General features: G+C 56.2%; 12 protein-coding genes. 7 read left to right on the forward strand and 5 right to left on the reverse strand.

What is annotated here, in order from left to right:
- The first annotated feature begins 17 nt into the window (after positions 1 to 17).
- The 6 genes from rseP (at position 18) to VNX88_03280 (ending at position 9046) form a co-directional block, all read left to right on the forward strand.
- Positions 18 to 1382 carry an RIP metalloprotease RseP gene (gene rseP / locus VNX88_03255; protein HWY67653.1) on the forward strand — a complete coding sequence of 455 codons (1365 nt, stop codon included), beginning with the start codon at positions 18 to 20 and terminating at the stop codon, positions 1380 to 1382.
- Between the two features lie 329 nt (positions 1383 to 1711).
- Complete coding sequence (gene pilB, locus VNX88_03260; GenBank protein HWY67654.1) at positions 1712 to 3427, forward strand: type IV-A pilus assembly ATPase PilB; 1716 nt, start codon at positions 1712 to 1714, stop codon at positions 3425 to 3427.
- Between the two features lie 84 nt (positions 3428 to 3511).
- Positions 3512 to 4624, forward strand: a complete 1113-nt coding sequence (locus VNX88_03265; protein ID HWY67655.1) for a type IV pilus twitching motility protein PilT — start codon at positions 3512 to 3514, stop codon at positions 4622 to 4624.
- Positions 4625 to 4673: 49 nt separating this feature from the next.
- On the forward strand, positions 4674 to 5882 hold the full coding sequence (locus VNX88_03270; protein HWY67656.1) for a type II secretion system F family protein: 1209 nt from the start codon (positions 4674 to 4676) through the stop codon (positions 5880 to 5882).
- A 115-nt stretch (positions 5883 to 5997) separates the two neighbouring features.
- Positions 5998 to 7668: an ATP-binding protein gene (locus VNX88_03275; GenBank protein ID HWY67657.1), complete on the forward strand. Its 1671-nt coding sequence runs from the start codon at positions 5998 to 6000 to the stop codon at positions 7666 to 7668.
- Positions 7661 to 9046: a sigma-54 dependent transcriptional regulator gene (locus VNX88_03280; protein ID HWY67658.1), complete on the forward strand. Its 1386-nt coding sequence runs from the start codon at positions 7661 to 7663 to the stop codon at positions 9044 to 9046. Before VNX88_03275 ends, VNX88_03280 begins: the two co-directional genes overlap by 8 nt.
- A gap of 100 nt (positions 9047 to 9146) precedes the next feature.
- Here the strand turns inward: VNX88_03280 and VNX88_03285 are convergent, their stop codons facing one another.
- From VNX88_03285 to ilvD, 5 genes are read right to left on the reverse strand one after another with little or no spacing between them, the layout of a single operon-like run.
- Positions 9147 to 9521, reverse strand: a complete 375-nt coding sequence (locus VNX88_03285; protein HWY67659.1) for a cupin domain-containing protein — start codon at positions 9519 to 9521, stop codon at positions 9147 to 9149.
- Between the two features lie 14 nt (positions 9522 to 9535).
- Positions 9536 to 10606, reverse strand: coding sequence for a ketol-acid reductoisomerase (ilvC, locus tag VNX88_03290; GenBank protein ID HWY67660.1), 1071 nt, complete (start codon positions 10604 to 10606; stop codon positions 9536 to 9538).
- 14 nt (positions 10607 to 10620) lie between these two features.
- Entirely contained in the window at positions 10621 to 11187 is a 567-nt protein-coding gene (ilvN, locus tag VNX88_03295) for an acetolactate synthase small subunit (GenBank protein ID HWY67661.1), read from the reverse strand.
- A 2-nt stretch (positions 11188 to 11189) separates the two neighbouring features.
- Positions 11190 to 12899, reverse strand: coding sequence for a biosynthetic-type acetolactate synthase large subunit (gene ilvB / locus VNX88_03300; GenBank protein HWY67662.1), 1710 nt, complete (start codon positions 12897 to 12899; stop codon positions 11190 to 11192).
- Positions 12900 to 12919: 20 nt separating this feature from the next.
- Positions 12920 to 14590 carry a dihydroxy-acid dehydratase gene (gene ilvD, locus VNX88_03305; protein HWY67663.1) on the reverse strand — a complete coding sequence of 557 codons (1671 nt, stop codon included), beginning with the start codon at positions 14588 to 14590 and terminating at the stop codon, positions 12920 to 12922.
- Between the two features lie 426 nt (positions 14591 to 15016).
- Here ilvD and gltB point away from each other — a divergent pair, with 426 nt between their 5' ends.
- Positions 15017 to 19399, forward strand: coding sequence for a glutamate synthase large subunit (gltB, locus tag VNX88_03310; GenBank protein HWY67664.1), 4383 nt, complete (start codon positions 15017 to 15019; stop codon positions 19397 to 19399).
- The last annotated feature ends 7 nt before the right edge of the window (positions 19400 to 19406 follow it).

Here is a 19406-nt window from a genome sequence, read left to right on the forward strand (position 1 = left end):
ATCACTGAAATCACAAGATGCAATCTTTGACCAATTTTCTTGTAAGTACCGCGTATGCGGTCGTGGCGGTCGCGTTCGTGCTCGGGGTAATGATCCTGGTGCATGAGTTCGGCCACTATGCTGTAGCGAAGCTGTGCGGCGTTCGCGTTGACGTGTTCTCCCTGGGATTCGGGAAGCGCTTGTTCGGCTTCCGGCGCGGCGATACCGATTATCGGGTTAGCGCTCTACCGTTAGGGGGCTACGTCAAGATGGCCGGCGAGAATCCGATGGACGCTCGCACGGGAGATCCGGGCGAATTTGTCTCGCATCCGCGCTGGCAAAGGCTGCTGATTGCCGTAGCTGGCCCCATGATGAACATTCTTTTAGCGGTCGGAATCGTGACTGGCGTGTTCATGTTTCACTACTCGCACGACTGGTATCTCGACCAGCCAACACAGGTCGGATGGGTAGAGGAGAACTCTCCTGCTGCAAAGGCAGGCCTGAAGCCGGGCGATATGATCACGCAGATCGACGGCGTCTCGAACCCTCTGTGGGAAGACACCAAAGCCAAGATCACGATTAGCCCACAACAGGCGCTCCCAATCACTCTGAAACGTGGGGACCAGACTATCTCCACGACACTCACGCCCGACATTTATGGTCCGAGCCGGGCCGGAGAAGCTGGTCTTGAGCCTGCTGCCGGAATCACAGTAGAGGCGATGGAAGAGAACATGCCTGCGTATAAGGCTGGCATCCGCAAGGGAGACGAGATACTCGCGATCAACGGGACCGCGCTGCACTCAATTGGAGAGTTGACTCACTACCTGCAGCAGGACAAAGGCAAGCCGGTTGAGATGACCGTTTTGCACGATGGCAAGCCGAACAAATACCAAATGACTCCAGTGCTCGCTCCAAATGGGGAAGGCGCACAACGCTACCGGATAGGATTTTCGCCCGGAGTGCGGCAGCACATTGACAGGCTGACGTTCGTGCAAGCACTGAACCGATCGATCGAGACGAACAAGAAGTATGCATTCTTGCTGGTTGAACTCGTCGAGAAGATGGTGCAGCGCAAGGTCTCTGTAAAAATGATGAGCGGGCCTATCGATATCGCGAAGGTATCGGGCGAAGCCGCTCGCGAGCCCGGATGGACTCCGCTTCTTCTTCTGATGGCTGGTATCAGTCTCAATCTCGGAATCTTCAACCTGTTTCCGATTCCGATCCTCGACGGCGGCGTGATCCTGCTCTTGCTCATCGAGGGCTTGATGCGGCGCGACATCAGTTTGCACATCAAGGAACGAATCTATCAAGCTGCGTTCGTCTTCCTGGTCCTGTTCGCCGCGATGGTGATCTTCAACGACATCACGAAAACGCTTCCCGGATTATCAAAACTGCTCCCGTAGGCGTCTTAAAGTTGAGAGCCGGAAACCGGTCTTCCAAAGACCGGTTTTTGTTTTTGAATTTCGAACTGATCGCCCGCATTCACGCAGGCATAACGATGGTGTATGTCCTTAGTAACTAAGTAGTTTTCCTTCTTCCGTTTGCAGTCTTTCTGCGTTGACAATAAATGTCACCTCTCACATTCTGCGGCTAATTACCGAATCTGTGAAGGTATTCGTTGCGCGAGAGCGTGCGACGATCAGCCGAAACTGTGCAGTTGCTGTCGCGTGGCCCATTCAATTTTGGGAAATGCTGAGACCGGAATCAATCCGGTCCCCGGGGAAGCGAACGTATGTCTCAACGACTGGGCGATCTGCTGGTGCGGGAAAAGGTCATTAACCATGACCAACTGACACAAGCGCTCAGGAAGCAAAAGGAAAGTGGCGGCCGACTTGGGTCGGTACTCGTCAAGATGGGTTTGCTGACGGACGAGGAAGTCACAAACTTTCTCAGCCGGCAGTACGGCGTTCCTGCCATCAATCTGCAGTTTTTCGAAATCGATCCTAATGTCATAAAGCTCATTCCGCAGGAAACCGCGCGCAAGCATCAGATTCTTCCGCTCAGCCGAGTCGGCGCATCGCTCACCATCGCAATGGTGGACCCGACCAACGTCTTCGCCATGGACGATATCAAGTTCATGACCGGGTTCAACATTGAACCAGTCGTCGCGTCCGAGAGCGCCATCATGGACCGCATCGAGCAGGCTTACGCGCTGCCCGAGGCGGAGCAGGAGAATCTGGACGACATCATCAACTCAATGGGCGAGGAGGCCGAACTTGAGCTGCAGGCCGACGCCGAAGAGCTAAACGCCTCTGACCTGGAGAAGAGCGCAGAAGAAGCGCCGATTGTAAAGCTAGTAAACCTGATCCTTACCGACGCGGTAAAGCGAGGTGCCAGCGATATTCACATTGAGCCCTACGAGAGGGAGTATCGAGTTCGGTTTCGTATTGACGGTGTGCTGCAGAACATCATGCAGCCTCCGTTGAAGCTGAAGGATGCAATCACTTCGCGTATCAAGATCATGTCGAAGCTTGATATCAGCGAGAAGCGCCTGCCACAAGACGGACGCATCATGCTGAAGATGAACCTCAATGGTCGCAAAAAGCAGCTCGACTTTCGCGTGAACTGCCTGCCGACGCTCTGGGGCGAGAAGATCGTTCTTCGTCTGCTCGATAAAGAGAACTTGCGTCTCGATATGACTAAGCTTGGCTTCGAGCCGGAGTCGCTCGAGAAGTTTCAGAAGGCTGTACTGAAGCCTTATGGCATGGTGCTGGTGACCGGTCCCACCGGTTCTGGCAAAACCAACACGCTCTACTCCGCGATTTCACTTCTCAACAAGCCTGACACGAACATCATGACCGCGGAGGATCCGGTCGAGTTTCAGCTTGCTGGTGTGAACCAAGTGCAGATGAAGGAAGCGATTGGACTGAACTTCGCTGCTGCCCTGCGAGCTTTCTTGCGTCAGGATCCCAACACGATTCTGGTGGGCGAGATTCGTGACTTCGAGACTGCGGAAATTGCCATTAAGGCAGCTCTCACTGGCCACCTGGTACTCTCGACGTTGCATACGAACGGCGCTCCCGAAACCATCAGCCGACTGATGAACATGGGCATTGAGCCTTTCCTGGTTGCGACCGCCGTGCACCTGATTGTCGCCCAGCGACTCATCCGTCGCATTTGCGCTAATTGCATCGAGCCGGTGGAGATGAATCCGCAGGCTTTACTTGATGCCGGCTTCACGCCCGAGCAACTGAAGACCGCAAAAGTATCGAAGGGGAAGGGTTGCTCGGTTTGCAACAACAGTGGATACAAAGGACGCGCCGGCCTTTACGAAGTAATGGTGATCGACGACGAGATTCGCGAGTTGATTCTGGTCGGCGCATCTGCCGTGGAATTGAAGAAGAAGGCGATGGAGCGCGGCATGATTACGCTTCGCGGCAGCGGCTTGCGAAAGGTGGCGGATGGTGTCACCACGATGGAAGAGGTTGCTCGCGAAACCGTGCACTAAAAGTAGCAGCGGCTAGCTCGCGCGAATTGAATTTCGCGCAGTAAGGAACAAACCTATCGAGGCAGAGCTCGAACAGAGGAACGAATGACTGCGACGCTAAGCGATTTGTTAAAGAAGATGTTGGAGATGAGCGGAAGCGACCTGCATATCTCCACAAACTCCCCACCGCAGGTGCGAGTACACGGGCACCTTCAGCCGCTGGATATGCCCATGCTTACGCCATCAGAAACCAAACAACTGGCCTATAGCGTGTTGACGGACGCGCAGAAGCACCGCTTTGAAGAGAATCTCGAACTCGATTTCTCATTCGGTTTGAAGGGACTGGCACGCTTCCGCGGCAATCTTTTCAATCAGCGTGGTGCTACAGGCGCTGTTTTTCGTGTGATCCCGTTCGAGATCAGGTCGTTTCAGCAGCTCAATCTTCCCCCGATCGTGGCTAAGCTATGCGAGAAGCCCCGGGGACTCATCCTAGTTACGGGCCCTACAGGTTCTGGAAAGTCGACGACGCTTGCAGCCATGATCGACAAGATCAACACCGAGCGTCACGATCACATCATCACGATCGAAGACCCGATTGAGTTCGTTCACCAGAACAAGAATTGCCTGGTAAATCAGCGCGAAGTGCACTCGGATACGAAGTCATTCAGCGACGCTCTGCGTGCCGCGCTTCGTGAAGACCCGGATGTTGTACTGATCGGTGAGATGCGCGACCTTGAAACGATTGAGTCCGCGCTGCGCATCGCCGAGACGGGCCACCTCACTTTCGGCACCTTGCACACGAACTCGGCCGCTTCCACGATTAACCGTGTAATCGACGTTTTCCCGTCGCACCAGCAATCCCAGATTCGGGCCCAGCTATCGCTCGTGCTCGAGGGTGTTCTTTGCCAATCACTATTGTCGAAGATCGGCGGTCAGGGACGAGCCTGTGCGATGGAAATTCTCGTCCCGAATGCGGCAGTCCGCAACCTGATCCGCGAAGACAAGATTCACCAGATTTATTCGGCCATGCAGTCTGGTCAGGATAAGTACGGAATGCAAACGTTCAACCAGTCGTTGGCGAGCTTGTATTTCAGCAAGCAGATTTCACTCGAGACGGCCCTGCTGCGTTCGTCAATGCCTGACGAGCTGCAGGAGATGATTAATCGCGGTCAGGCGGCGGTGGGCGCAAAGGCAGCTCCGGCCGCAGGACGCAAATAACAAATTGACCAGGAGTTAGGCCTGGTGAAACGAAACGCAGGAGATAGCGATGCCGATCTATAAATTCTCAGGAGTCGATGCTTCCGGAACCAAAGTCGCCGGTGAGCGGGAGGCTACGAACAAGCAGGTGCTCCAGGCGAACTTGCGCAAAGAGCGCATTGCCAACATTGTTGTCAAGGAAAAAGGCAAGGAGTTCACGCTTCCCACGCTCGGTTCCGGCAAGGTCCCAGTCAAGGACATCGCCATATTCTTCCGGCAGTTTTCGGTAATGATTGACGCCGGCTTGCCCCTCGTGCAATGCCTCGAAATCCTGGCGGCTAATCAGGAGAACCCGGCTTTCCAGAAGTCGCTCACTGGAGTTCGGGTGACGGTAGAAGGTGGCTCGACTCTCGCCAATGCGATGCGCCAATACCCGAAGGTATTTGATGACCTGACCACGAACATGGTCGAGGCTGGGGAAACTGGCGGTATTCTCGACGTCATTCTTCAGCGTTTGGCTACTTATGTGGAGAAGGCCGTAAAACTGAAGTCAGCAGTAAAGTCAGCTTTGATCTACCCCGTGTCGGTTATCAGCATCGCGGTATTAGTCGTGGGCGCGCTGCTCAAGTTCGTCGTTCCAATTTTTGAGAAACTTTTCGCAGGACTGGGCGTAGATCTGCCACTACCAACACGAATCGTGATTAGCTTCAGCCAGTTTGTGCAGAACTTCTGGTGGGTTGCGATCGTAGGTCTGATCGCCGCGATTTTTGGCATCAAGCAAGTGCGAAAGGATAAAAAAGGCAAGTACATCACTGATAATCTTCTGCTCAAATTACCTGTCGTCGGAGCGCTACTACGCAAAATTGCAGTCGCCCGATTTACGCGAACCCTCGGTACCCTGATCACTTCCGGCGTGCCCATCCTCGAAGGACTTTCGATTACTGCGCGTACGTCTGGCAACGCGGTTCTTGAAGAGGCGTTGTTAAAAGTTCGTAAGGCAATCGAGGAGGGACGTACCATCGTTGATCCGCTGAAAGAATGCGGTGTATTCCCAAACATGGTGACGCAGATGATCGGCGTCGGTGAAGCGACTGGTGCGATGGACAATATGCTGCAGAAGATCGCAGACTTCTATGAGGATGAGGTGGATGCGGCCACGAAGGATTTGCTGACAATGCTGGAACCGCTGATGATCGCTTTCCTGGGCGTCGCAGTCGGCGGCATCGTCATCTCACTGTATATGCCGCTCTTCTCTATGATCGCGAAGCTTTCAGGCTAGTCAACTTAGGGCAGAGGCGGGAAGAACCCGTCTCTGCCCGAGATTTTGTTGTTCTGTTTGGGCAGAAAATCTGTGCATAGCCACGGCCCCTCGATCGTTCATTCTTAAACTCCACATGCGTACCTTCGACGAACGAACGTGGTTAAGCTGGCTGGTGAAGGTGAGGATCATCATCATCACCTTCCTGCTGGGCATCGGACTCGCCATTATTCGGCTCACTCACACGAATGTCTCGGAGTGGGCGTTCGTCAGCCTCATCCTGTTGTGGTATACCGTCGGAGTCTTCTTCCTGCTGCTGCAGTCGGTCTGGGAAGATTACAAGTTGCAAGCGCGCATTCAGGTCATCAGCGATCTCGCTCTGACGACCGCAGTTATCTACATCACCGGCGGAATTGATACTTCCTTCAACTTCCTCTACCCGCTTGTAATCATTGTCGCCAGCATTCTGCTGCCGCGTTGGTGGGCGTATCTGACCGCGGCGTTTTCCTTTATCGCGTTCGGCGCAATCCTTGATCTCTCGTTCTACCAGATCATTCGATCGTTTTCGGTCTCCCGCCCAGACTTAAAGTCGGTACAGCTTGTCGTCGGCGTCAACTTTTTCGCATACATGGCGATTGCATATCTCGCGAGCAATCTAAGCGCGAAGCTGCGACAGGTGGGCGTCGAGCTACACGTGAAGAGTGACGAGCTTCAAGATCTGCAAGTGATGCAGGAGAACATTCTGCATTCAATGCGTGGCGGGCTAATCACAACCGATCTCGAAGGGCACATCAGTCTGGTGAACCAGCCAGGTCTGAATTTTCTTGGGCGCACATTGAGTGACATGCTGGGCACTCACATCTCATCAGTCTTCATTGATCCGATGCCTGAAGCGGACTCTTACCCGGTGCAGGACGAGTTGCGTGCTGCCACTCCAGATGGAGAAAAGATCTTTGGTCTCACTGTGACGCCCCTCACGATTCACGATGGTGAAGTCGTAGGCTTTGTTTACACCTTCGCGGACCTCACAGAGGTACGGCGACTGGAAAACGAGATTCGCCAGCGCGATCGTCTTGCCGCTATCGGACGCCTCGCAGCAGGCATTGCTCACGAAATTCGTAATCCTCTCTCGTCGATCGCAGGCTCGGTTCAAGTACTCTCGACGATGGCGACGTTGAATGAAGAACAGCAAGTCTTGGTCGACATCGTGCGTCGCGAGTCAGAGCGGTTGAACAACATCATCTCTGACTTTCTTTCGTACTCTCGTGAGAAGAACTACAAGTTCGCGCAACACGACCTGCTGCTTTTACTGGACGACACCTTGCGGCTTATGGAAAACCGGCCATCGCGTGATACTGCCGAGTACCGGTTGGTTCGCAACTTCGAGGTCCGTGAAGCCTTGTCAATGGTTGACACTGACCGCCTCAAGCAGGTCTTCTGGAATTTGTGCGATAACGCATTTCGGGCGATGCCCAATGGAGGTTCCCTCAAAGTAAGTCTCAGGGCGCGCGGCAGCAATTGGGCGCTATCTTTCAAGGACAGTGGCGTTGGCTTGCCACCAGAACAACTCGAAAAGGTTTTTGAACCGTTCCAGTCGAACTTTGAGGGCGGCACCGGACTAGGACTAGCCCTCGTGTATCAGATCGTTCAGGCGCACAAAGGGCGTGTGTATGCGATCTCCACGCCAGGAGAAGGTGCTGAATTCGTAGTGGAGATTCCACAAGCTCAGGCGCTTCCGAGAGCCCTGACGCTTGCGGAGAAGAGAGTGCGTGCCTCGATGGCTGTATCGGAGAGAGTGAATGGCTAACGTTTTAGTGTGTGACGACGAGCGTTCGATTCGCGAACTGCTCGAGATTGCACTCCGTAAAGAAGGACACAAGGTCGAGACGGTAAACTCTGGCGAGCTCGCGATTCGCAAGATGGAAGGCGCTCGCTACGATGTGATCGTCACTGACATTAGAATGCCTAAGATCGACGGCATCGAGGTACTGAAGCATGCACATCGCCTATCACCGGAGTCTGCCGTTGTGCTCATCACCGCGGCCGGTGATTTCGATTCTGCCGTGCAGGCCGTGAAGTCAGGCGCTTTCGACTACATACAAAAAACTCCTAACGCCCTCGTTGACGAAGTAAGGGTCTCGATTGGCCGGGCCGCAGAGGTTATTGAACTGCGTCGACAGAATCAGGCCTTCCGCCGGGACGCAGCCAGCCGCAATTCACTCGACAACATCATCGGATGCAGCCCCGCGGTTAATACGCTGAAAGAAACGATCCGTACGGTTGCGTCCACGGGCAGTACTATTCTGATTCACGGCGAAAGTGGAACCGGAAAGGAATTGGTCGCGCGTGCAGTTCATGCATGTTCACAGCGAGACGGACAGCCCTTTGTCTCGGTTAATTGTGGAGCGTTCCCAGAAACGCTTCTCGAAACCGAACTCTTCGGCTACATGAAAGGCGCGTTTACCGGCGCTACTCAAAACAAGCAAGGGCTCTTTGAAGTCGCCGGCGGGGGAACCATCTTTCTCGACGAGATAGCAGAGATGAGCCTCGCGATGCAGGTGAAGTTGCTACGTGCCTTGCAGGAGCGGACAATTCGTCCTGTAGGGGGAACATCGGAAATTCCAATCGATGTTCGCGTAATTGCGGCAACCAACCGGGATTTGCAACAGATGGTCGAGGAAAAAGCTTTCCGCGAGGATCTCTACTATCGAATCTCAGTCATTCCCATCGACGTCCCTCCTCTGCGATCTCGCGAGGAAGACATTCCTTTGCTCGCCAACCACTTCCTGAAGCGCTACGCACCTGCCGCGGGGAAGAACATCTTGCGCATCTCCCATGAGTCCATTGAAAGGCTCCTGGCTTATGATTGGCCGGGCAACGTTCGTCAACTCGAGAACACCGTTGAACGTGGTGTGGCCATGGAGACTGGGGAAGTGCTGAACGTTGCAGCGCCAGAAGAGCGTTCCAAGGCGCGCATCGCAGCGGCCGCATTGGGGGCTTCACCTGGAGATTCTCTAGGCGTGCCCGCCGAGGGAATCGATATGGAAGCCTACGTTGCCGATCTAGAGCGCTCGATGTTGCAGTCGGCGCTGCGGCAGTCAGGCGGCGTTCAGACTCGTGCTGCGGAGTTGTTGAGGCTCTCGTACCGTTCGTTCCGCCATCTCGCGAAGAAGTACAAGCTGTAGAGACGATTCCCGAAACGGTATCATGGGCCCTGACCGAGGCCCCGGTTTCCAGTCGGGACTTTTACGAGAAGACCGGCGCGCTTTCACCGCGGCTCGTTGTCTAGACTGCCCACAGACTCTCGTCCTGATCCGAATGTAATCCGCGATCTTCGCCTGTGATCCAGTCCTTACGCTGTGGGGTGCATACGTCGATTGCTATTACATCCTCCAGCACTTCCGACGAATGCTCGACACCGCGTGGGATAGTCAAGACCTGATTTGGTAGCAGCGTCACCGGCCCGGTCGGTAACTGGAAGCGCCACGAGCCTTTCAGCAGGAAAATCACTTCTTCCTGATCGTGGCAGTGAGGTCTGGTTACCGATCCTTGCTTGGCTTCCAAGCGCGCGAGTGTCAGGCTCTCTCCGGTAGCTACTTTACGCCGATACTCGCGTGTCAAGTAATCGGGCCGCATCTTGTTCATGTCATAGACTGCCATGGTGGGTCACCCTTCTAGACTGCTACAGCCTTCTTTTCATCCTTGGTTTCGTCCGCCTGTGATCGAGTCTCGGTTTGATCTGGACCGATCGTCACAGGATTAACGAATGGCATCATCGAACGTAACTTCGCTCCTACCTGCTCAATCAAGTGTTCGCGCTCCCGGCTGCGAACCTGATTGAACCAGGGTCGTCCTTTTTCGTTTTCGGCAATCCACTGTCGCGCGAAATCGCCGCTGCGGACATCGGCGAGCATTCGTCTTAGGGCGGCGTAGGTCTCGGCGGTTACGACTTTCGGTCCTCCGGTGTAATCACCATATTCCGCAGTGTCGCTCACGGAATAACGCATGAAGTTGAGTCCACCCCGATACATGAGATCGACAATTAATTTGAGTTCATGCATGCACTCGAAATATGCGATCTCCGGCTGATATCCGGCTTCTACTAACGTTTCAAATCCGGCTTTGATCAGCGCGCTCACACCGCCGCACAACACCGCTTGTTCACCAAAGAGGTCGGTTTCTGTTTCTTCGGCAAAGGTCGTCTCAATTACACCGGCACGCGTGCAGCCGATCCCTTTGGCATAGGAGAGAGCCAGAGACTTGGCCTTGCCGCTCGCATCCTGATGGACTGCCAGGAGTCCCGGCGTGCCGCCACCTTCCGCGAAGACTTCACGCACGCGGTGGCCCGGAGACTTTGGCGCGATCATGATTACATCGACGGCCGCAGGGGGTTCGATGGTCTTGAAGTGGATGTTGAAGCCGTGTGCAAACAGGAGCGTTTTGCCTGCCGAGAGTGCAGGCGCAATGGCCTCCTGATAGAGCTTTGGCTGGACCGTGTCGGGTACCAGCACCACCAAAACGTCGCCCCACACGGCCGCGTCCTTTGGAACCAGGACCTCAAAGCCCGCTTCGCGCGCCTTGGATCGCGAACGACTCTGGAGTTCCAGCGCAATCCGAACCTGAACTCCGCTGTCGCGAAGATTCAGCGCATGTGCATGCCCCTGTGACCCGTAGCCGAAAACAGCTACGTTCTTGTTCTTGATGAGTGCCAAATCTGCCGAGTTTTCGTAATAAATCGTTGCCATTGAGACTTCCTTTCCTAAGAACAGTTACGCAATATGCTGAGGTGATCCGAGTTCCACAATGGTGCAGCGCCCTTGGACGACCCTGTCCCGGGAGCGAAGACAGGTGCACTTCCCCGGGTCATGGCGACGCGCCCTGTACGAGTCATTTCGAGAATGCCGTACGGACGCACCCCCTCGAGCAAGCTGTCGATCGCGTCTTCGGGACCGGTGGCCTCTATGACGAGTGACTCGGCGGAGACTTCAAGAACTCTGGCGCGGAATGCGTCGACCACGCGCATCACTTCTGGCCGCACTTCCTGAGAGGCAGCCACTTTCACGATTACTAATTCGCGGTGCAGCGACGGAACCGACGAGATGTCATGGACATGAAGCACTTCGGGCAGCTTGTACAAGTTGGCTTCCACCAGGGGGGCTCCCTGAGCATCGATTGCGACGACTACCGTCATTCGCGAAATCTCCGGCAGATGCGTGTGTCCAACCGTTAACGACTCGATGTTGTACCCTCGCCGCCGGAACAGTGACGAAACGCGGTTCAGAACGCCAGGATGATCGGCAACGTAGACGATAAATGTGCGTACCATGCTCACGCCTCCGATGCCGCGGTCTCTACTAGTGGATTTGGACGGCGAATCATCTGGTGCAGAGCTGCTCCGCTGGGCACCATTGGAAACACAGAGTCTTCCTGTTCCACCATGAAATTGATCAACGCAGTGCCGCGGCGGCGGCGCGCTTCGCGAATCGCAGGTCCAACCTGCTCTCGACTGCGTGCCGTAATCCCAAGCAATCCGAAAGCCTCCGCGACTTTTGCGAAATCAGGACTCAGCAGCGGCGTTGCGGAATAGCGACGGTCATAGAAAAACTCCTGCCACTGCCGCACCATGCCCAGATACCCGTTGTTGATCACAGCGATATTCAGGTCGAGCTCCTCCTGCGCTGCCGTGGCGAGTTCCGGCATCGTCATCTGGAATCCGCCATCGCCGGCGACCACCCAGACCTCCGCATCGGGCCGTGCAAACTTCGCACCAATCGCCGCGGGCAACGCGAATCCCATAGTGCCAAGACCGCCGGATGTGATCAATGAACGCGGCTGCTCGTGCTTGTAATACTGCGCCTCCCACATCTGGTGCTGGCCTACGTCGGTGACCACGATGGAGTTGCCATTGGTCTCGCGCCACAGATCATGGATCACATGCGCGGCGTAAAGGTGACCGCTATCCGGCAACTTCTGAATGTCACGGACAGCAGAATCCCCCTTGAGCTCGTCAATGTAGTGCAACCATCGTTGCCGGTCTGCACGCGCCAAATCAGGAATCATCTGGGTAAGAACCTGGCGCAGATCTCCGACCAGAGCGATGTCAACGCGAACATTCTTGTTGATCTCCGCCGGGTCGATCTCGACGTGAATCTTCTTTGCTCGTGGCGCATACGTCTTGAGTGTGCCGGTTACGCGATCGTCAAAGCGCATGCCGAAAGCCAGAAGCAGATCGGCTTCCTGAATGGCATGGTTTACCCACGCTTCGCCATGCATGCCCATCATTCCGAGATTGAGAGGATGGGACGCCGGGAAGCCTCCGATACCGAGCAGCGTCATCGCAATGGGAACTGAGGCGCGCTCAGCAAACTCGCGAAGCTCGTCCATCGCGTTCGAAAGCAGGACTCCGTGACCGGCGAGAATCACTGGTTGCTCCGCTGCGTTGATCATTTCAATGGCAGCGGCATATTGGTCAGCGTCGAAGCTTTGCTTGCCTTCTGTTACAGCAGGCGGAGTGTAGGCTGTGCGATCGAACTCGCATGACGATTGTTGGGCGTCCTTCGTGATATCTACCAAGACCGGACCGGGACGGCCGCTACGGGCCAGATGGAACGCCGCGCGCAACGTGGGAGCCACGTCTTCCGCGCGCTTCACCAGATAATTGTGTTTCGTGATCGGCAGCGTGATGCCAGTGATGTCGGTTTCCTGAAATGCGTCGGTGCCGAGGAATTTGCTGCCTACTTGCCCCGTAATGCAGACGACGGGTGAGGAATCCATCATGGCAGTGGCGATGCCGGTCACCATGTTGGTAGCGCCTGGACCAGATGTCGCGATTGCAACCCCGACTCCGCCTCCCGCGCGCGCGTATCCGTCTGCCATATGGGTTGCGCCTTGCTCGTGGCGAACGAGAACGTGGTGAATCTCTGGGTATCCGCAAAGCGCATCGTAAGCTGGAAGGATTGCGCCGCCCGGGTATCCAAAGACGTGCTTCACTCCCTCTCCGATCAAGCACTCCCACAGGATTTGCGCACCGGTCTTCATCGTTCCTTCATCTCCTCCGCCTAAATCGTTACGGCCCCGAGCGAGGCTGACGACACTTGGTTGGCATACTTCGCCATTACACCCGTTCCATATCGGGGCTGGGGTGGCTTCCAGGATGCCAGCCGCTGTTTCAATTCGGAATCGGAAACTTCCACGCGTAACTCGCGCTTTTTGAGATCGAAGACGATTACGTCTCCTTCACAGACGGCGGCGATCGGTCCGCCGCTCATCGCTTCCGGAGCGACATGGCCAGCCATCAGCCCGTGAGTTGCACCAGAGAATCGTCCATCGGTGAGCAGCGCGACAGAATCACCCAGCCCTGCTCCGACAAGAGCGGCGGTAACCGCGAGCATCTCGCGCATCCCTGGACCACCTCTTGGTCCTTCATAGCGGATCACTACGACATCGCCTGCTTTGATCCGGCCGCCTTGCACGGCAGCAAATGCCTGCTCTTCGCTGTCGAAGACGCGTGCTGGTCCTGCGTGATGTTGAAAATCGTGACCTGCGACCTTCAGCACGCAGCCTTCGGGCGCGAGATTGCCTTTCAGAATTACCAGTCCGCCAGTCGGTTTCAGTGGATTGTTTGCCGGACGAACCACTTCCTGGTCTGGTGTCTCGACCGCGGACTTCGCCTCTTCTCCGATCGACTTGCCGGTCACGGTCAGCGCATCGGCATGCAATAGACCAGCGGCGAGCAGCCGCTGAGCGACCAGCCGAGTACCGCCGGCTTCAAACAGATCAGTAGCTACGAACCTCCCGCCGGGTTTGAGGTCTGCGATAAGTGGGACGCGCGAGCTGATGCGCTGGAAGTCATCGATCCTAAACGCTACACCGGAAGTGTGTGCAATCGCGAGCAGGTGTAACACTGCATTCGTCGATCCGCCGGTGGCTGCAACACTGGCCACGGCATTCTCAAACGCACCTCGTGTAAGGATTTGTTTCGGCAGACGCTGTGCCCCCACAAGTTCCATCACGAGGCGCCCGGTCGCCTGCGCCTGCCGCATCTTGGACGGGTGAGTTGCGGGAACGCCTCCGCTGCCCATCGCAGCGACTCCTAGAAACTCGCACACCATCGCCATGGTGTTTGCGGTAAATTGGCCCCCACAGGCTCCCGCGCCAGGACAAGCCTTGTCCTCGATCTCCTTCAGGTCCGAATCCGCCAGCTTGCCGCGGCTGTGAGCGCCAACCGCTTCGAAAACATCCTGAATCGTGACATTCTTCCCGCGAAAAGATCCGGGAGCGATGGAGCCGCCATACAGAACGACTGATGGAAGATTCAGTCTCGCAATCGCCATTACCGCACCGGGAATGGTCTTGTCGCAACCAACCAAGACCACGAGGCCGTCGAAGTGATTCCCGCGCGCAACCAGCTCAATGGAATCGGCAATGACCTCACGGCTGACTAGCGATGTTCGCATGCCCTCCGCGCCCATCGTGATGCCATCGGAGATGGAGACGGTATTGAACTCCATCGGAGTCCCGCCGGCCTCGCGTACGCCGCGTTTCACCTCAGCCGCCAAATCGCGCAGGTGGAAGTTGCACGGACCAATTTCGGTCCACGTGTTAGCAATGCCGATGATCGGACGGCGCAGGTCTTCATCAGTGAATCCCACAGCCTTGAGCATCGCGCGAGCCGGAGCCCTGCTTGGCCCTTCGGTGATCGCTGCGCTGTTTCTCTTGCGCTCGTTCATCACAAAACCTTGAACTCTCCCAAAACACTTGAGGCCATCATCTGCTGGATGATGGCCTCGAACTTTGCTGCTTCTTTAGGCCATCATCCCGTTGCTTCCCGCAAAAGGACGGGTGTAAGCACGGAAATTCGAACGACCGCGACGACAGACAAAACCTCAGCTCCACTGAAACCTACGTTCTTTGTGCCTATGTTCGCGATGCTTTTCATGGAACTGTTCCGACTGCTTCGATGGACTGGAACTATAAATGTCGCTTATGAAGAAGTCAACAATATAAGCCTGAGCAAAGCTGCCAAGTTGCTCATTGGCTTTCCTGATGCACGCTATCCGAAGTTTCGATTGGAACCTCGAGTCAAGTGGCTATACACCTGAACAGTAATCTCGGGCGCAGTGTCACCCTGTGAAACTTCTGGTAAGGCGGCAAATGTGCAGCAAGGCTTGTACGATCCCCGGTTCGAGCACGACTCCTGCGGCGTAGGTTTCATTACGCGAATCTCCAGCATGCCCTCTTTTGACATGCTCCGGATGGGACTCGAAGCTCTCTCGCGTCTTGCACATCGGGGCGCTATCGCCGCCGACGGACGCAGCGGAGACGGAGCTGGCATTACCGCGGGCCTGCCGCACGGGCTATTTCGGGCCTTCTTACGCGAACGTGGGTTGCAGATCAGAGATGACCATTCTCTTGCTGCGGGAATGATCTTTGGCAGCCTGGAAGAACTTTCAGTCAGCGAAGAGATCCTAAGTTCCGCTTTGAAACAAGAGCAATTGGAGTTGCTCTGCTGGCGTGATGTGCCAGTCAACGAAGAAGCGCTTGGAGAGACCGCGCTGGCTTCTATGCCTGTCATCCGGCAGGCACTCATCGTTCCGCACTTCGCCATGCGGGTTGAAGAGCTCGAGACTAGGCTGCACCGTGCCCGCAAGACATTCGAACGAGCGAACCTGAATACCTATATCGCCTCACTATCGGCGAAGACCATTGTCTACAAGGCTCTCTGTACTGGCGCGCACCTGCGCGAGTTCTATCTGGATCTTCAGGATCCCAATTTCGAGACCGCCTTCGTCGTCTTCCATCAGCGCTACGCGACGAACACGCATCCCTCCTGGTGGCTGGCGCAGCCGTTTCGTTTGCTCGCTCATAACGGCGAGATCAACACCATCGGCGCGAACCGCACGTGGATGAAGGCTCGCGAGAATCACTTGCCGCCAGACTTCTTGCCACTGCTACGCGAAGGCGGTTCCGATTCCTGCCATCTGGATGAAACCGCCGAGATGTTGCTCCGCGGCGGACGCGATCTGCTGCACAGCATCGCGATGCTTGTTGTTCCCGCGTGGCAAGCACATCCGGCGTTTCACGACCTCGCCGGATTCTATAGGGAACATTCCTCCTTGATGGAGCCTTGGGACGGTCCAGCCGCTCTGGCGTTCACTGATGGACGTTATGTGGGAGCCGCGCTCGACCGCAACGGCCTTCGCCCGATGCGCTACGCCGTTACAAACGATGGATTCGTCGTCGCCGGGTCTGAGGTTGGCCTCTTCGATCTAGACGAGGAATGCGTTCGCGTGAAAGGGCGACTGGGTCCAGGGCAGATGCTGGTCGTCGATCTCGACGAGCACATGATTCTCGATGCCGACGGAATCAAGCATCATCTTCTGAAGGTGAACCCAAAACGGAACTCGCGCTTGCTGAGCGTACCTACCGTATCGGCGCCGATTGAGCCGATTCCGAACGAGCATTTACAGGCTCTGTACGGCTATACGCGCGAAGATCTCAAATTGGTTATCGGTCCCATGTCACGGGACGGTAAGGAACCTGTCTGGTCCATGGGTGACGATACTCCGGTCTCCGCGCTCGCTCACGTCCCACGCTCAACCTATAGCTACTTTCGACAGCGATTCGCACAGGTGACGAACCCGCCTATAGACCCATTGCGGGAAGACTTGATGATGTCCTTGCGCACTGTGTTGGGACGCAAGCCGTCGTGCTGCGCTGAAAAGGAAGAGGACCGAAGCGCGACACTGCTGAATTTCGCCTCCCCAGTGCTCAGCGAGTCGGAGCTTCAGGGCATTCGCGTTCAGTCATTCGTCAAGACTGCGGAACTCCAGTGCACGCTTCGAACTTCGGGCGATCTGCGGCAATCGATCTCGGATCTTTGCGGGGCGGCGGAACAAGCTTCGTCCAACGGCGTCGAATTGCTGATCCTGTCGGACCGGAATGCAGGTCCTACTGAGCTGCCAATCCCAATGGCTCTCGCGATGGGGGCGGTGCACCATCGACTGATCAAAGCTGGTTTGCGCATGAGCTGCGATTTAGTCGCGGAAACCGGCGACGCCTGGGACGTCCACCATATAGCGGTGCTGATCGGCTACGGCGCGGGAGCGGTTTGTCCATGGCTGGCGCTGCGTAGCTGCGAGTCTCCCCAAAAACTATCGGAAGCGCTGGCAAATGGCTTAAAGAAGGTAATGTCCAAGCTGGGCATCTCTGACGTGGCCAGCTATCGGGGCGGACAATTCTTCCAAACCATTGGCTTCGACGACCAGATCGTTGAAGCTTGCTTCGCAGGCACTCCCAATCTTCTCGGAAAAATTGGATTCGAGAGCATTCAGCATGAGCTGGTGCGCCGAGCACAGCGAAACAGTGGTAGCGAGAAAGAATTCAACGTCCTTCAGGACTACGGCTCCGTGCGCTATCGCAAAGCGGATAATGCCGACCAACATGGTTGGGCGCCGCCTGTGGTGCGGGCGATGCAAGCCGCCGTGGGCGTAGCCCGTAAGTCTGATATCGCACCGGGCGAAATCGCATGGAATGACTTCCTGAATCAGGCCGAGACGCCGAAGCCGCACAACCTGCGCGATCTGCTCGAGTTCTCCTCAGCTTCAGATCCGCTGGCAGTAGCGGAGGTCGAACCAGCGGATCAAATCGCGCGCCGCTTCGTCACGAGCGCGATGTCCCTGGGCTCCATCAGCCCGGAGGCGCATCGCACGTTGTCGCAGGCCATGAATCTGCTCGGCGGCAAATCGAATACCGGCGAGGGTGGAGAAGACCCAGAAATCTATCGTTCGCAGCCCGGCGCAAACAACAAGGTCAAGCAAGTGGCTTCCGGCCGTTTCGGTGTGACTACAGAGTACCTCGTGCAGGCTGAGGAGTTGGAGATCAAGATCGCCCAAGGCTCCAAGCCTGGAGAAGGCGGGCAACTTCCAGCCGCCAAAGTGACCGAACTCATCGCGCGGTTACGCCATGCTCAGCTTGGCATGTCGTTGATTAGCCCTCCCCCTCACCACGACATCTACAGCATCGAAGACCTGGCGCAGCTCATTCACGATCTTAAACAAGTAAATCCAACTGCTCGCGTGGGTGTGAAGTTAGTATCTGAGGCCGGAATTGGCACCGTGGCCTCAGGCGTTGCCAAAGCCTATGCCGACTACATCGTCGTATCTGGACACTCCGGAGGGACCGGAGCATCGCCACTGAGCAGTATTAAGCACGCAGGCGCACCATGGGAACTCGGGCTGGCCGAAACGCAGCAGACGCTGATGCGTAACGGACTCCGCAGCCGCGTTCGCTTGCGAGTCGACGGTGGTCTGCGCACGGCACGCGATGTTGTAATCGCCGCTCTCCTGGGAGCGGAGGAGTTCGCTTTTGGCACGGCTGCTCTGGTCGCGCTCGGGTGCGATATGGCCCGTCAGTGTCATCTAGACACTTGCCCGACTGGTATTGCTACACAGCGTCCTGAACTGCGCGCCAAATTCCGCGGAAAGCCTGAGCACGTAGTCACCTACTTCCTGCGGATTGCCGAGGACGTGCGAAGACTGCTTGCGCAACTCGGCCTGCGCTCTCTTGCCGATGCTGTTGGACGATGTGACTTGCTGCAACAGATCTCAAGTGACGGACCGCTGGAGCTATCGCAATTGCTGTACAAGAGCGAGGGCGATGCCCCTCGCTGCATGACTTTCCGAAACAACCGGCCATCCGATCATGACGCTTTCGGGCTGCAGCTAGCCGAAGAGATTACCGCGAGTGTTCGCCGCGGCCAGAGCTTCGATCGCGAGTTCCAGATTCGGAATCAGGACCGGTCAGCGGGTACGGCCATTGCCGGCGAGCTGATGCGTCAGTTCGGCGCACGCGGATTGAACAGCAGCGAAGTGCGTCTCCTGTTCCGTGGAGCTGCCGGCCAATCCTTCGGAGCGTTTTGTGTCGAAGGAATGGAACTCACACTCGAGGGCGAAGCGAACGATTACGTCGGCAAGGGCCTCTCTGGCGGTGCGCTCATCCTGAAACCTCGCGGAGCGGCAGTGGCCGCTTCCAACGAGAATGTGATTCTCGGTAACGTGGCTCTCTATGGCGCCACGTCGGGACGTCTCTTCGCCGCTGGACGTGCCGGGGAGCGCTTTGCAGTTCGGAACTCCGGAGCAGTCGCGGTTGTTGAAGGATTAGGCGACCACGGTTGCGAATACATGACTGGTGGTTGCGTCGTCGTACTTGGAGACATCGGATGCAACTTCGCGGCAGGTATGACTGGTGGGAAGGCCTATGTCTTTGACCCTGCCAACCTTACAGAGACTCGCGTGAATACGGAGTCGGTTGAGCTCGGCATTCCTTCTAACGCGCAACTTTATCAATTGGAGATGCTCGTGCGCGTTCACGCCTTACTCACCGAGAGCGCGTGGGCACAGCAATTACTTGTTACTTGGCTGGAGTGCAGTAGGTTGTTCCGGTTTATCGCTCCACGGCAGGCAGCGAAACCAGCGTGGGTAGCGCCAAACGTCCTTGCAATTCCCGAAATAGCACCGCCAGCGTTTCCGCAAGCCTAATTTGTCT

It is taken from the genome of Terriglobales bacterium (genome assembly GCA_035567895.1).
Lineage (GTDB): Bacteria > Acidobacteriota > Terriglobia > Terriglobales > Acidobacteriaceae > Gp1-AA112.

Bases quoted from the DNA above. Each gene is read 5' to 3' on its own strand.
- VNX88_03270 (HWY67656.1), top strand. From the start codon at position 4,674: ATGCCGATCTATAAATTCTCAGGAGTCGATGCTTCCGGAACCAAAGTC.
- ilvN (HWY67661.1), bottom strand. From the start codon at position 11,187: ATGGTACGCACATTTATCGTCTACGTTGCCGATCATCCTGGCGTTCTG.
- rseP (HWY67653.1), top strand. From the start codon at position 18: ATGCAATCTTTGACCAATTTTCTTGTAAGTACCGCGTATGCGGTCGTG.
- ilvB (HWY67662.1), bottom strand. From the start codon at position 12,899: ATGAAGACCGGTGCGCAAATCCTGTGGGAGTGCTTGATCGGAGAGGGA.
- VNX88_03285 (HWY67659.1), bottom strand. From the start codon at position 9,521: ATGGCAGTCTATGACATGAACAAGATGCGGCCCGATTACTTGACACGC.
- VNX88_03280 (HWY67658.1), top strand. From the start codon at position 7,661: ATGGCTAACGTTTTAGTGTGTGACGACGAGCGTTCGATTCGCGAACTG.
- VNX88_03275 (HWY67657.1), top strand. From the start codon at position 5,998: ATGCGTACCTTCGACGAACGAACGTGGTTAAGCTGGCTGGTGAAGGTG.
- VNX88_03265 (HWY67655.1), top strand. From the start codon at position 3,512: ATGACTGCGACGCTAAGCGATTTGTTAAAGAAGATGTTGGAGATGAGC.
- pilB (HWY67654.1), top strand. From the start codon at position 1,712: ATGTCTCAACGACTGGGCGATCTGCTGGTGCGGGAAAAGGTCATTAAC.
- ilvD (HWY67663.1), bottom strand. From the start codon at position 14,590: ATGAACGAGCGCAAGAGAAACAGCGCAGCGATCACCGAAGGGCCAAGC.
- ilvC (HWY67660.1), bottom strand. From the start codon at position 10,606: ATGGCAACGATTTATTACGAAAACTCGGCAGATTTGGCACTCATCAAG.